18 protein-coding genes and 1 pseudogene are annotated in these 13,814 nt (G+C 32.6%); 2 read left to right on the top strand and 17 right to left on the bottom strand.

Translation table 11 applies throughout. From position 1 onward, the window contains the following. The 17 genes and pseudogenes from AB5M32_RS10175 to AB5M32_RS10095 form a co-directional block, all read right to left on the bottom strand. Nucleotides 1-1,035: pseudogene (locus AB5M32_RS10175) on the bottom strand (hypothetical protein); the annotation flags it as partial. A gap of 60 nt (nt 1,036-1,095) precedes the next feature. Beyond that, nucleotides 1,096-2,343 carry a hypothetical protein gene (locus AB5M32_RS10170; RefSeq protein WP_368024450.1) on the bottom strand — a complete coding sequence of 416 codons (1,248 nt, stop codon included), beginning with the start codon at nt 2,341-2,343 and terminating at the stop codon, nt 1,096-1,098. A gap of 76 nt (nt 2,344-2,419) precedes the next feature. Continuing rightward, the gene (locus AB5M32_RS10165) at nt 2,420-2,701 is read right to left on the bottom strand and encodes a hypothetical protein (protein ID WP_368024449.1); all 282 of its coding nucleotides are present in this window, start codon (nt 2,699-2,701) and stop codon (nt 2,420-2,422) included. Nucleotides 2,702-2,816: 115 nt separating this feature from the next. Beyond that, nucleotides 2,817-3,365 carry a hypothetical protein gene (locus AB5M32_RS10160; protein WP_368024448.1) on the bottom strand — a complete coding sequence of 183 codons (549 nt, stop codon included), beginning with the start codon at nt 3,363-3,365 and terminating at the stop codon, nt 2,817-2,819. A gap of 28 nt (nt 3,366-3,393) precedes the next feature. Continuing rightward, complete coding sequence (locus AB5M32_RS10155) at nt 3,394-3,747, bottom strand: hypothetical protein (RefSeq protein ID WP_368024447.1); 354 nt, start codon at nt 3,745-3,747, stop codon at nt 3,394-3,396. A 43-nt stretch (nt 3,748-3,790) separates the two neighbouring features. Beyond that, the gene (locus AB5M32_RS10150) at nt 3,791-4,408 is read right to left on the bottom strand and encodes a Phi-29-like late activator (protein WP_368024446.1); all 618 of its coding nucleotides are present in this window, start codon (nt 4,406-4,408) and stop codon (nt 3,791-3,793) included. 53 nt (nt 4,409-4,461) lie between these two features. Beyond that, entirely contained in the window at nt 4,462-5,640 is a 1,179-nt protein-coding gene (locus tag AB5M32_RS10145) for a replication initiation factor domain-containing protein (protein WP_368024454.1), read from the bottom strand. Nucleotides 5,641-6,071: 431 nt separating this feature from the next. Next, nucleotides 6,072-7,307: an FtsK/SpoIIIE domain-containing protein gene (locus AB5M32_RS10140; RefSeq protein ID WP_368024453.1), complete on the bottom strand. Its 1,236-nt coding sequence runs from the start codon at nt 7,305-7,307 to the stop codon at nt 6,072-6,074. Between the two features lie 277 nt (nt 7,308-7,584). After that, a complete protein-coding gene (locus AB5M32_RS10135) occupies nt 7,585-7,917 on the bottom strand; it encodes a DUF3850 domain-containing protein (RefSeq protein WP_368024445.1) in 333 nt (110 codons plus the stop codon). Beyond that, nucleotides 7,914-8,297 (bottom strand): DUF961 family protein, encoded by a 384-nt coding sequence (locus AB5M32_RS10130; protein WP_368024444.1) that lies wholly within the window; start codon nt 8,295-8,297, stop codon nt 7,914-7,916. Before AB5M32_RS10130 ends, AB5M32_RS10135 begins: the two co-directional genes overlap by 4 nt. A gap of 12 nt (nt 8,298-8,309) precedes the next feature. Further along, nucleotides 8,310-8,627, bottom strand: a complete 318-nt coding sequence (locus tag AB5M32_RS10125) for a DUF961 family protein (RefSeq protein WP_368024443.1) — start codon at nt 8,625-8,627, stop codon at nt 8,310-8,312. Between the two features lie 73 nt (nt 8,628-8,700). Beyond that, nucleotides 8,701-9,072, bottom strand: coding sequence for a DUF86 domain-containing protein (locus AB5M32_RS10120; protein WP_368024442.1), 372 nt, complete (start codon nt 9,070-9,072; stop codon nt 8,701-8,703). After that, nucleotides 9,062-9,388, bottom strand: a complete 327-nt coding sequence (locus AB5M32_RS10115) for a nucleotidyltransferase family protein (RefSeq protein ID WP_368024441.1) — start codon at nt 9,386-9,388, stop codon at nt 9,062-9,064. The genes AB5M32_RS10120 and AB5M32_RS10115 overlap by 11 nt, the downstream gene beginning before the upstream one ends. A gap of 240 nt (nt 9,389-9,628) precedes the next feature. Continuing rightward, entirely contained in the window at nt 9,629-10,507 is an 879-nt protein-coding gene (locus AB5M32_RS10110; protein ID WP_368024440.1) for a hypothetical protein, read from the bottom strand. Nucleotides 10,508-10,697: 190 nt separating this feature from the next. Beyond that, the gene (locus AB5M32_RS10105) at nt 10,698-11,009 is read right to left on the bottom strand and encodes a hypothetical protein (protein WP_368024439.1); all 312 of its coding nucleotides are present in this window, start codon (nt 11,007-11,009) and stop codon (nt 10,698-10,700) included. Nucleotides 11,010-11,061: 52 nt separating this feature from the next. Next, a complete protein-coding gene (locus AB5M32_RS10100; protein ID WP_368024438.1) occupies nt 11,062-11,415 on the bottom strand; it encodes a hypothetical protein in 354 nt (117 codons plus the stop codon). A gap of 125 nt (nt 11,416-11,540) precedes the next feature. After that, on the bottom strand, nt 11,541-11,849 hold the full coding sequence (locus AB5M32_RS10095) for a hypothetical protein (RefSeq protein ID WP_368024437.1): 309 nt from the start codon (nt 11,847-11,849) through the stop codon (nt 11,541-11,543). Between the two features lie 898 nt (nt 11,850-12,747). Between AB5M32_RS10095 and AB5M32_RS10090 the strand changes: the two genes are divergently transcribed. Both AB5M32_RS10090 and AB5M32_RS10085 read left to right on the top strand, forming a co-directional pair. Beyond that, on the top strand, nt 12,748-13,125 hold the full coding sequence (locus tag AB5M32_RS10090; RefSeq protein WP_368024436.1) for a helix-turn-helix domain-containing protein: 378 nt from the start codon (nt 12,748-12,750) through the stop codon (nt 13,123-13,125). Between the two features lie 18 nt (nt 13,126-13,143). Then, complete coding sequence (locus AB5M32_RS10085) at nt 13,144-13,746, top strand: ImmA/IrrE family metallo-endopeptidase (RefSeq protein WP_368024435.1); 603 nt, start codon at nt 13,144-13,146, stop codon at nt 13,744-13,746. Nucleotides 13,747-13,814: the final 68 nt, after the last annotated feature.

Here is a 13,814-nt window from a genome sequence, read left to right as displayed (position 1 = left end):
CACACGGGCATTGCCGTTTTTTAGGACGTTGATATTGATGTGAATAAAACTCGGATCATTAAATTTTCCTACCACTACGTTTTGAGTATATGGGTTTGTAAAAACAAGTGGTACTCCTCTATAACTATTATTAATATCATATTTAAAACTAATTTTTCCAGATTGATTAGCCTTATCTGTAGCAGAAATTTTCAATTGGTTTCCACTTTTATTGACTATCACTCCTGCAGAATTAGCTAAGGGAGTACTTAGATAATTTGAAAATGATCTATTAATATCAGTCAAAGTAATACTTTCGCCGACTTTCAAGGTTACCGTTTGTCCGTTAAATGAAGGTTTTGTATAAAATTTATTTACATTTGCCATGACATTTGACTTGAAAGATTGATAATCTGCCATTGAAAACTCACCTGTAATACTGGTAGGCGTGATCCCTTGTTGTTCCCAAGTTAATATTTGAGTCATAATTTCTCGCTGAAGCGTATACCCTGGTAAAATTATCCCGTAATATTTGATTAGTGAAATACGTTTCATCAGCTCTGTGTCTTGGAGTACCGCAGTGTATCCACCATTTGATCCTACGTTAACTGCTACACCTTGTTCAATACACATAGCGATTTCGTTATTTACTCGTTTTCCATACCAACCATACTCTCGTCCACCGTTTGATAAATGAATATCAATATTTGAAATATGTGCATTAGGATCAACGTATACGATACTATTACCACTTTTTAAAAGATTGTTAAATCCTAACATGTCATTAATTGGAACAGACGTATAATTGTCAGCTGTTGTCGTGTAAAGTTTTCCGTCTTCTCCTTGAACTAATTTATTTTCCTGCAAACATCGAGTGAGCTGATCTTGGTCATCTAATTTCGTATTTTCAATTGTTTCTTTTTCCTTAATCCTCTCAGTTGCTTGTTCCGCTTGATCAATCGGTATCGTTATTGCAAGTCCTGTTTGACATAAAAATGAACTTAATAGCATTCCAATAATAAACCAAATTCTCAACTTTATTTGATATTTTTTCATACAAACCTCCAATTTTATATTTTTTATACTAAAAAAAGAAGACAAATTAATGTCTTCTCTCTAATATAATTCTAGATAATATTTTTCAGTACCATCCGACCAATATTCTGTATAAATTCCGTATCCATTCCCACCATTTATACCATGTTGTTCCCCAGCATTTACAGCCGAACCATAACTTCCATAAAAACTCCCACTACCTGTGTAAGGGTTCAAAGCATAGGGCTTTTCTGGAACAGGTGGTGTTGGAGTTGTACTGCTTCCCCCAGTTGAACCACTTGAATTACCACCTGCGTTGCTTCCTGTTGAATTGTCGTTTGGGTTAGAATTATTTGTTCCTCCTAAATCAGGACTGACAGGTGGTTCGGTTGGATATATTGGTGTACTTGGTTGAGTCGTTGGTGCTTCAACTACATTTTGTGTCGTATCATTTCCTGGAGTTTCCTCGTTATTAGTATTTACGATCTCCTCACTTTGTTCAGTTAGCTGTTGGTCTTCTTGACGGTTTACTTCTTCTGCTTCTTTTGATTGCTCTTTTTCATTTAATCCTTCTTCCATCCCCTTTAATAATTCTCTGAAAGAATTTTTTGATTTCTCGTTCTTGATTTCTTCCACTTCTTTTTTTAGCGAATCAAATATATCTCGATCTGCTTGATCAGTCACTTTTCCTTCTGGATAGAGTTCATTAATCATTTTTTGTACTTTAGTAATTTGATCAACTTGCTTTTGTGAAATTTCAATTCCCTTATTGATCGCCGATTGAAATTTCTTTGTTTCATCTGCTTTATCTTGGTAATGATTCTCTTTAACTTTTTGCAATTCTTCTGCAGTTAAATCATCAATAATGATAACCTCTTCATTTTCACTAGCGCCACTTAGATACGGCGATTGAAATAAGTGATTCACCTCGTTTTGTGCTTTGAATTTATGCTGAATGGCTTTCACTTCATTTTGTAGCGCTGACAGATTATTAACATTAAATTGGTACTTTTTTCGGTCATTTTTTCGTAAATTTTCAATATTCACACTAAAAGCTTGACTTGATTCTAAATACTTATTTACATTTATTTCCAATAGATCGATTTGTTCTTGTGAAATTTCCGTCTGTAAAAACTCCTTGGCATCATCTAAATATAAAGAATTAATTTGTTTTTTTATTTCTTCTACAACCTGGTCTCTGTTCGACTGTTTTTTAGCTACAGCCTCTACTTGTTTACTATAATTTGATTCATGAATCATAAAGTTAACAACACCTAAGATGAGTAATGCCGTTCCAACTACAATTCCCCAACGCACTTTTTTATTCATTCTTCTCCTCCTTTATGTCAGCGTTTTCTAAATAATAACATGCTTCTTTCTTGTTTCAGTTTACAGTTCTTTTAAATCACTGTTGTTTCTTTAAAAAGTGAAACTTTTTTAATTTTCGTAAAAGCTCTTTTCTTTCTAAATGATCCCCATAAATTTTTATCCTTTGTGGTTCCTCACTATCAAAATAAGATGCTTTATAAAAGCTATAAGAATAATTCAGAAATACTCCTTTAATATTCTTAATACAAAGTCCTTCAATAATGAGATAAGTATGTTTTGACAGCTTTCTTTCAAAACAAATATCCACAAATGGTTTAAAGGGTAACTCTGGACGGTTTAATCGCTGTTTGATTTTCATGTATACTTCAATATCCTCTTGAGTTGGACTGGCAGTAAAAACATTGAACCCGTAATCACGTCTTAAAGTTTTCGTTAATGGTTCTGAAAATGGTATAGAAATAAAGAATCCTCCTTCATTTTTTTCTTAAAGATTGGATCAAAGAATCTGCTACAAACGCTTGTTTTAGTTTTTCATAAGCTAATTGTTGAATAATTTTATTAGTAGAAATACGTTCCTGTTCGTAACCTTGCAAATACGCATCATTATCTTCATAATATTTTTTTGCTCGATTACATTCATATTTCTGCACAAAAAAAAGATCCTGCTCATTAAATACAAGACCTGACAATAATTTTTCACTTTTCAGTATTTCAATATATCGAAAGATAAAATTGTCAACCGAAAGAAAATCTTTTTCTGGTTGAAATAATTCTAAACGCTCGACACCAAACTCTGTTATCTGTTGTTGCAAGAAAGCATAATCTGGCTCACGATGATTTTGATCATAAAATATATAAAAGGTTGTTTCGGCTTTGCGCATTTCGGCTTGAAGTAATTTTTTTATTTTATTTGATTGGCAATCGACAAAAGATAATTCGCTGAGTACATGGTGGATCATTTCTTCATACTGATTTAAATACTTTCCAATTGTTATTGGTTCACCCAGTTGTTCAAGTAACACCGCTCATCTCACACCTTTTTCCAATTATTTATTTTTCTTTTGTCCGAGTACCATAACTTTCAAGCACTTCACGGAGAAGTTCTTCATAACGTAGTTCGCGAATCTGATGAAATCTTTTCGCTATATAAGAGCGAAATTCATTTAAGTTGGTCATTCCATGTGCTACACCTGGATCTTCTTGGAAAGTTGATTTTTTTGCTTCCCAAAAATCACGCAATTGATTATAAAACAAGCAATAATGTTCTTCATATACAACCACTGTATCAAATCCCTCAAGTCCTTTGTGATTCAAATCTTGATAAAATTTGTTTTCAAAATTTTCCATTTCTACGTCAAAAATTTCATCTGCTATCAAACCAATTTTTTTGCTAATATCTCGCATATTCATTTTCCTTTCTTTTACCTCTCTAATATTAATTTCTAACTTAAATGTCCTCGGTAATTTCTCCTTTCTTATCTATCTTAAATTCAAACCATTCAGCAAAATCTTGTTTGAACCCATTTCTTTGATATCTTGCTTGTAATTCAGCATCTTTTTCATTTGCTGGATCAAGGTATGTTGGCTTATCTTTAGGGCGAGCATAGACACCAATCCACGTGGCATAATCTCCTTCAAAAGAACTATCAACAATGTATCCTTTTTTATCCAAGTATTTGATTACTTTCTGGTTTAAAGCTTCACTGTTTTTAGGAACAAAATTTCTATACTGTTTTAGAAAATTTTGGAAGTCATCTAGAACAAAATGGAACTTATTCTTTATTTGTAAATACTCAAACCAAACAATTGTATCTCGCCAATCATCAACTTGTTCGCCAAGGCAAGATAATAAACTAATACGTTTTATATCCTCATTACACCTATCGATTTCAGCTCCTCTTTTTTTAACTACTTTTTGCAAGTATGGTATGTTCAATTCTTTAGACTCATCCAAGGCTTTAATTTCATTTTTTACTTTTAACAGACGATTGGTAACCTTTTCCAAATTCTCTTTTGTCACACAACATTCTTTTGTCATTCTTTCAATAAATTTATGTTTTTCCATTGCTCCTTCTCTACTTTCTTAAAAATAGGTATTTTCCCACGTCAAATTTCTTATTATGCAACTAGCATTTCTTGAATTGAGGCAGTTTGTGCTTCAATCATGTGTAATTGCTTATCACTCAATTCTGCCTCATCAATAATTTCCCACGTTTCTTCCGTGTCATTGTAATCATCGACTTCCATAAGCATTTTGACGGTAGGTGCTACTGTTCGCTTAAACCAATTTTTAGAACGCTCATAAAGTTTTTCATTAGGCTCTGTAATTAGTTTTACATTTTCTACATCCCCAATGAAATGGCGCCATTTTTTATTAACAGGCCAATACTTACGAGAGACATTCGGACGTTTGTCAGTAAAACAAAGGTAATCATCTAAAATACCAAGTAACAAATCAGATAACATGCCACTTTCAACATAACGAGTAATAGCATCCATCGCCCGTTCATCTTTAAAGCGCAGTTCATAACGATTTTTAATCGGCACATCTTCAACAGGTATTCCTAATTTTTTTGCTTGTTCATAGTTCTTTTGATAAAAAGCAATATAAAATAAACTTTTCTTTGAACCTAAATAAATCGACACACCACCTCTTTTTTTCTTGGATATGGAACCCGATCCATTAAATTCATACACTTCAAAACGTGAGATCAATTCTTGGCGATCAATTTTATTCAGTAAAACTGGAATACTTAGATACTCTTTATAGTCATTAATCGCTAAATCAACACGAGTAAATCTGCCTTTATGATCAAAACAAGCATAAAAAAAGTCAAACCATGTTCGCCCTTGCGCTTCAAGAAACGCTTCAAATTGGCGACAGCCTTGACCAGATAATTGAATCAAAATTCCTCGATCATCATGATCCTTGGAATAAAGAACGTGTATATAATCTAATTGATAACCACCGACGTAACCATATAGATGACTAGAGGTTTCCGCAAAAAATTCTTTTTTGATTTTTAGAACCTCGTTAAAAATCTTATTGACATCGTGAAAGGGAAAACTAATTCGTAAGTAATCAATAATACTTTCCAATGGCTCATGTTGTTCTTCTGTTGCAAGAAAATTATAAATCTCTGTCATTTTTTCTTCTGAAGGAAAACTTTCTCCTCTTTCGATCTTACTGATCGTCTTCCGAGATAAACCCACTACTTTGCCAAACTCTGTTTGGGTCATCTTTAATCTCTTACGAGACGTACAAATACTCAGCCCAATTTCACTTAATACACCCATATCGTTCACTACAAAATCCACTTCCCAAAATCAAACTTTTTTTAAGGCACCATGGGAACTAATAAAATCCTTTTATATCAATGGATTCACTACTACTTTTTTATCATTTTATATCCTCATTACCCCCCTGTTAGAATACGGGGGTTCCAGAGGTGCTCGGCGGAGCAAGCTCCACCAAACACCTCAAAAAGCCTAACGGCGCCCCACCTGCTAGCGCAGTGGCGCCTGCTACGGTTGCACAGCAACCTAAGCCACGCCTTTTTTTATTTTATTCAACTATTTTTGTACCGTTACATTGCATATAACGTATTACAATATTATATATTTCACTACTGCTTTATATGTTGCAAATTGTGCTGATAAGATTTTTTAGCTTATCTTACATAGTCTTCACTAATTTTTTTGTCAAAATAAAAAGGCTTCTACAGTCTTCATTCCTTATCATTGAAATCAAAAACAATCATCTTCTCGTAGGTTCTAAAGTATTCTAAAAAGTTAAAGGTTGGTGGCACGAATGGCGTGTAAAATTCTCTTACTGCACCTTCTCCCTCATCCTCTTTTGCACCACCTCCTGTATCAATATAGCCACGACCTTTAATTTTTTTATTGAAGAATGCTTTATTTTTATTTTCATCACCATAAACCATGTAGTAAGCTACCTGCGCAAGAATCCCCACAGTCACTTTACACATCAAATTATCCCTAACTCCTGCTGGAAAATCTGCTGCATCTGGTCTTTGAGTCGCTAAAACAAGAAAAATCCCTGCTTGTCTAGCTTTCAATACCAACTGTTGTACAGCGATATCTACACGCTCCTTCACTCGATAATCCAAAGAAGTATAGAAAGCTTTCCATTCATCAAAGATAATAAAATGTGGCGGAATATCATAAAAGGCATAATTCTTCCCAGACTGATAATTAGGTAAGGACTTCATATATTTAAACCGCTTATCCATTAACTTTACGCCATTTTCTAAACAGCGAATCATTGTTTCTCCAGATCCATAATGAACATGCCCTCTAAACACGGGTAAATCACTCAAATCCGCTAAATCGGCATTCTTAGGATCACAAATATCAATAGTTCCTACATCGAGCATCGCTTTAATAAGCGAATAGAGAAAATACGTCTTTCCTCCCCCTGTACCACCAGCAATTAACATGTGAGGTGCTGAATCGTAATTCCAGTAAACACCTTCCATTAATTTAATCGAGCCATCTTTTGCAAGCACATCTTTAATTTCTATTCTTTTACCAATCACATCCGTCATAAAACCATACGTGACAAAACCAAAATCCCGTTCTTCTGAAACTAAATCTGCCATAAACATCTCTTCTAATTTTTTACCTATTTGCAAAAAACGATCATGATTTTGCCCACCATCTAACGGTAATGTTATTTGAGTAATATGCTTCTTTTTCTTCACATAGACTTTAGGAAATTTTTCTGTTGGTTTCTTTCCTGGTTGTTTGGCTTCATTTTTGATCATAAATCCTGCTGACTTTAGCATATCAGCTATCGCATTATAGTATTTAACCGATAAAAAATAGCCTCCTCTTAATTGAGATATACGCATCATGGTAAAGATAAAGAGATTCGCTAGAACCAGCCAGGGGAAAACAACTAACGCAGGTAAAATCAATTGTTGCGGATCAGTTAATTTCATCACTATCGGATAAATCCAATAATAACCCAAGAAAGCTAATGGAATTAAAAAAGGACAAAGGAACACCAAATGGTGGATCAATAAAAAATGTAAATGAAACTTTCTGATCCTTCTTCCTCTATACTTAAAAATCTCCTTTAACATAATAGGACAAGTCTTTCTATCAGTAAGTTCATTGCATCCCTCCTATAGTTATTTCACTGTTAATTCACGTCTAGTACCTGTGTAACGGTGAATGAGCACGACTTTATTGCCAGCTTTCCGTTCAACAAACCAATTATATGGGCTCAAATGTTTGCTCATTAGAGCCTCTTTTATTTTTCGTGTCGGACGTTTTAGTTGCTTCACATTCATTCTCCCATTTAATTATTTTCTTAAAGCTAAATACAACAAAATGTTCTTTTTGTTCGTAATCAGTAAGGTAGCTAATAATCGCTTGTATTTCTTGTCCTGTATAACTACCTAAACGATCGATTTCTTGTAAAATAATTTTGTCACCCACCTTGTACTGACGGTCATTGTAACGTATTTCAAATGTCTTTAACCCTTTAGCAACGGCAGAAAAATACTGCGATTTTATCTTTATTCGATGCGTATTTTCCTGCATCATGATTTACTTTCAGTGGTTACTTTTTTCTTGTTATCTTCTACTTTGCTAGGATTCATTTTGACAATATCATCTGCCACAATTTTTAAATAATTGTCAGTACGTCTCCCTTGACGGAAGGAGTAATATTCAATTCTTGGATTAACTAATTGGACAATATCGCCAAAATGAAACATTTTCTTTTCCACTGAAATGTCGATGCTAATTACTTCTTCTGATAGTTGTCGCTCTGATTGAACCACATAACGACTTTGTGTTGATACTAATTCTCCTTCCTCATCTTCTTTCCGTTTGTCTTCCTTCATTCTTAAAAACTTTAAACTACCAAATGATTTTTCAACATCCAAAGCAATTTCTTGATTTAATTCATTCATTTTTGCCATCGTATACTCTCCTTAGTTTACTTTTTCAATTTCTCTCACTTTAATCATCCAACCAGAAACAGCTCCAGTATCGCCTGCAGCCTGTGAAAATGGTTCACACCGTACCTCTTTTAAAACGACTTCATCCCCATAATTCAATTTTAAAACGGAGGAGTTTCCTCGATTGGGTAAAATCACTTCAATTGTTTCCTGTTGTTTCACCGATAATAATGCATGATAATGACCTACTACTTTTCTAGATCCATTCACATATTCTGCAAATTCATCTTTTCGACCAACATATTCTAATTTGCCAAATGTTTCTTGAGGTTGTGCAATTGCAAATTCCATATAAATTCCTCTTTTCCTCTAATTTTTTGGGTAAAAAAAATAGTCACTATAAATAAAGTTGAGTGACTGGCCTTTAATTCTTTTGTTCATTTAGTTTGTTTATTTCTTGACGACAAAAGTCAGCATACACAGGTATAAAAACTGTTGCAAACTGCCAAACATGCCGTTTACTGACATTACTATAAGCATGAGCGAATAAATTACGAATTGCTTTAAGTTTATACCAGTTCACTTGATTATTCGTCTGCTCCTTAAATTCATTTGATAGTTTATTCGCTATTTCTCCTACTTGCATCAAAGACATACTGACAGCATGAAAAAACACTCGATCGTGTGCAAAAACTTCGTAGTTCTTACCAAAACGATGGAGTGTTAATTCAATATCTTCACAATAAATCAGTGATCCTTTTAAAATACGTAAATCGTCTTCTTTCTTATTTTTCAAATATTTTTATTCGCTCCTTCATCATTTTTTCTAAAAATTGCTTTTGATAATCAGTTACATTTTGTTCAGACAATGCTTCCATCTCAACTAAATCAATTTCATGGGATACTGCTTCTTTCAATTCTTCAAAAAATTCACCATAAAGTACCCAATAATGAGTTTCAGGCATTCCTTTGGTTTCCACTAAAAAGTCAATATCGCTTTCCGTAGTTGCCTCATTTCTGGCATACGAACCAAAAAGATAAATCACAGGAATCTCATACTTTTCAGCCACTGGTTTGACCCGCTTTTGGATTTCTTTTAGAGTAAAGAGCACGTCAAAACTCCTTTCTTCAAACGTTTTACCCTAACTATAGTTAATTACTTTTATACAAGCAATTCTATTAAAGGCTATTTATTGTTTTAAATACAACTAACTATTCTAGCACTTAAACAAATTTCTTCAGGTTATTTAAAAAAATTTATCTATTTCAAAATCTAAGTTTTCTCATTATTAACATCTTTTGACAAAGAGTCATACAAAAACAACCAGAAATTTTCTGGTTGCACTTTTTTATCATATTAATTTTGTTTGTATTGCTATTACAAAATTAGTTAAAGATGTAAATTCATCGCCATTTCTTGTTTGAAAAGACATAAATTCTGGCTCAAATATCCAAAGTTTTATATCTTCTAAATTAATTCTTTGAGATTGGCACATCGTTGTTAAAAAAATTTCTTTACCCGACTTGGCAATATAATCACTAATAATTTTTAAGTATCCCATCAATTCATCAGGAACAAGTCGACTTCTTGAATTGTTAAAGAAAGCCTCTGGTAAAATAAATTTAACCTTTACATTCTCCAAACTAGTCTTTATTTCTACATATTTGCTACTCTCATTAAAAATAAAATCTTCAATAACAGAAGAAGTTTTTAAGTTTTTATTCGAATCATTTATAGATATTTGAAATGGCAATCTTTCATAAAAACGAGTTTCCATAATTTTTGTATTACCATTCTTATCACTCTTTTGAATAATTTCTGCATCGGGATCATATATAACTCTTGTAGTAATTTTAACATCAGATTTTTCATTTGTTTCTTTTTTCTTTATAGGTTTGTTTTTAGGTTTACTTTCTTCTCTAGCAGGTTCTGATGGATTGAGATACTTTTTCAAGGTATCCATAGCACTTCGCTTTCTTCTACTTATTCCGTCATCAGTCATACGCCCATTTTCCGAAATATATTCTATAGTACTTTTCTCAACTACTTCCTCTGATTCTAAATAATCACAACTTTCATTATGTTGATACGACTTATGTTTTCTCAAATAGTTAGTTCCATTACTTAACCTTGTAAGACTCAGTCTTGCATCACATCCCGAACCAGGGCAGTACAGATTCTCCTTAATTTCTAAAAAATCTTGATGGTGTAAAATTTGATCTACATACATCCGCTCTTCTGTTTGATCATTTTTGTACAAAGCATAATTAAATTTTATAGTAGTCACCTTCTATATTTTTATTACAGAAGAACGTTACATAGAATTATTTAATTGACAGAATAATTGACATTTTTTATAGGTGTCCCCCTGTTGATTATATTATATGATAGCGCTTAAAAATAATAAATATTATTTTATGTTATTCAATCATATATTTTTGAATCGCTTCTTGAATCGTTGGTGCTGGAAACGAATTTATTCCTTCTTCTGTGGCTTTTCCTGAATAATACGGAACTAGATTCCCTTTATCAGAAACTAAAATATCAAAAGCTTGTTTGCTTTCTGGATGATAAAAACAATAAATTGTATCAAGTGGATGTTCATCTAATGTCCAACCCTCAATATTAATTTGTTCAGCATTCATCTTTTTTAGCACTTTTATCATTACCTTTTTTACATCTAAAGTTAAAGTAATTTTTCCCTGTTCAAATTTTGACAGTAACACTACCATCTGAATTTATCCCTCTTTTCCATAATTTTATTCCTTAAAAATAAACATATTATTATTTTCCACTTTCTGCAGAATCTAATTCATATTTTTTTAGTTTTTCTATTAGTGTTTCCTTTAATGGATCAATAACTAGCATAAATTCATGCTTAACTTTTTGATGAATCGCTCTTAAACTTTCAACTCGTTCAGTAGAACATTGTTTAGATAATTTTTTAAAACTTTTATCAATTTGTTTCATTAATTCATTATGTGTGTCATCCAATAATGCAGAGTTACTTACCACTGTGTCTTTTCTAATATTTTCTTTTATTAAACTCTCAATAAACGCCAAATCTCCTAAAGTTTTATCTTTAAATTCTCTAAAAGTTTCATAAAAAAACTCAGTTTTCTTTTTTGTAGTATTCATGAAACACCTCTTTTCTGATTGCTCCTTGTTTAAATACGTCTTTCAACACCAGCGTTTAAATAAATCACCTCATTTTTCATTATGAATTTATCCCTTTTTTTCTAGTAAAAGCTATCCATTCATAGCTATCTATTTCTTAACCATCTTGCAATAAATTCATTAACTGGTCTTTTAAATGATTCTTCTGATTGGTCAAATGCTTTTTGTATTGTTTCATCACTTATTCCTTCATCAAAGAATTTATCAATAAGTTTCCTTACTCTATTTTCCATTAAGCGCCCCACCCATAATTTGACTTGGTGGATCTCATCCGCACATTCCTTTTTATCTATTCCTGCTTTATAAATCACTTGATCAATCCAATTAAGAAATTCCTGTTCCAATCGACCCCAGTGTTCCTCAAACTCTTTAAATGTTTCGATTCTCTTTGACATAATTTTACCTCTTCATTAAACATCATAAAAAAGCACAACCAGAATATTTCTAGCTGTGCACATTTATCCAAATGAAAATCTACTGCATCTTATGTAAGTAATAGCAGTAGATTTTCTCTTCTTATGATTATATTGATTCTTTTATTCATCGTAGTAGAATGCGCATTTACATGCTGATGATAGGTTAAAAGTTCGCTTGCGCTATGAAATAGCCCACATCCATTCATTTCATAGAATCATCTTCAACGGCTAACGATCAACTCGTATGACGGCACGTTAGATAGACCTACGATATACGGTGTACAACACTCCTCCTTTTACTAAACTTCCACATATCTTTTCATTTGATACGTTTCAGTAATCACTTCCAACCTATCTCACGACATTGTTATAGGAAATGATCAGATCATTCAAAAATAGTCACCCTTCAATTATCAAGCGGAAATCACTCCAATGTTTTCAATGCCCTACCACAAAGATTGTAGTCAAAACGGAAAACCTAGTCCTTGATAAAAGCCAGAAACCTTCTACTCTCGAAAAACCATTAGTATGGCTCTATTTAAAGATTCCATTGCCACCTTATGTGCCATTCATCGGCTGGTACACCCCACCTCAACAAGACTTATAACCTCGAATAAAAATTTCATCCTTGTATTATTCTTGCAAATCACTTAAAATAAAATTGTCTAGGTTTTATTTTGAGTGTTTGCGGAATGGAATTCATTTTCTTTCTCGTGAACGCTTTTTTGTTTATTTTTTATTTTTAAAAAGAACTTTAAGTTCTATATCAGAACTATACCATCTTATATAAGAACCGTCAATAGCAAAACGGAACTTTTTTCAATTATACCTAAATTCATGTGATAAACTATATTAAAATAGAGCTAGGAGTTCTGAAATGGAAGTATATGAAAAAATTAAGCAATTAAGAGAAGATAGAAATTTCACTCAAAAAGAAGTGGCTGATTCTATCGATTTAAACATAAGTGTATATAAAAAAATCGAATTAGGTTCTAGACCTATTCGTGAAAATGAATTAGCTTTAATAGCTGACTTCTTTGATGTTTCTACAGATTTTTTATTAAATAGAACCTCTGATCCGACCCCGCCCAAACGCAGTGAAGAGGATCAACTTGGTGATAGTATTCTTTCTCATTTCAGATTGAATACAGCAGATATGGAAGTAGAAGACATTGAAGAACTTGAAGAAGAATTAAATGAATACATGGACTTTTTAGTTCAACGAGCAAAGGCAAGAAAAGAAAGAAAAAAATAAACCAGGAGAACTATTGCATTGAATCCAATTTCCGAAGAACTTTATTTTGAAGCTGCAGATATTGCAAACGAGCTCTCACAAGAAGTTGCTTATTACTGTTCAAAAAAAATTGAACAGGTGAAATGTTTCGATATTGAGAGCTATATGACTGAAGTTGAAGATATTGAATTCATGGACTACAAGTTCAAAAATAACTTAAGTAAGAAAATGCTTGGATCAATTACGAAAGTATATGGTGAGATCATTATCACCACCAATCAAAATATAATGCTTGAACGCCAAAATTTTACAAAAATGCATGAGATCATCCATTACTATAGGGATATACCCTATCTTGGAGAATCTCATGCATTTTCTGATATGATTTTAGAAGATACCTATTTACCAGAAGACTATGAAAAAGAACTTAGAGCCAATATAGGCGCCAGCATACTTATGGCGAACGATCAAGCACTCCCCTATGCACTAAGAAAGTTTAGAAACTTTGACGAAGTAGCCAACTACTTTTTTATGAGTAAGTCAGCGCTTAGAAAAAGAATCCTCCAGTATTTGGAATTTACTGGAGGATATACTTCAGAAGAAGCGTATAGGTTATTTAAAAATTATTACTACAACAAATAAAAAATAACTTTGTGATTTTTGAATAATAATAAATAGCTTCAATAAGCGGTTCTTAAATATATCAAAAA

It is taken from the genome of Enterococcus sp. C57, from assembly GCF_040887305.1.
In the GTDB taxonomy this organism is placed as follows: domain Bacteria; phylum Bacillota; class Bacilli; order Lactobacillales; family Enterococcaceae; genus Enterococcus_B; species Enterococcus_B hirae.
The sequence above is the reverse complement of the archived record's forward strand: the minus strand, read 5'-3'. Positions and strand labels throughout refer to the sequence as shown.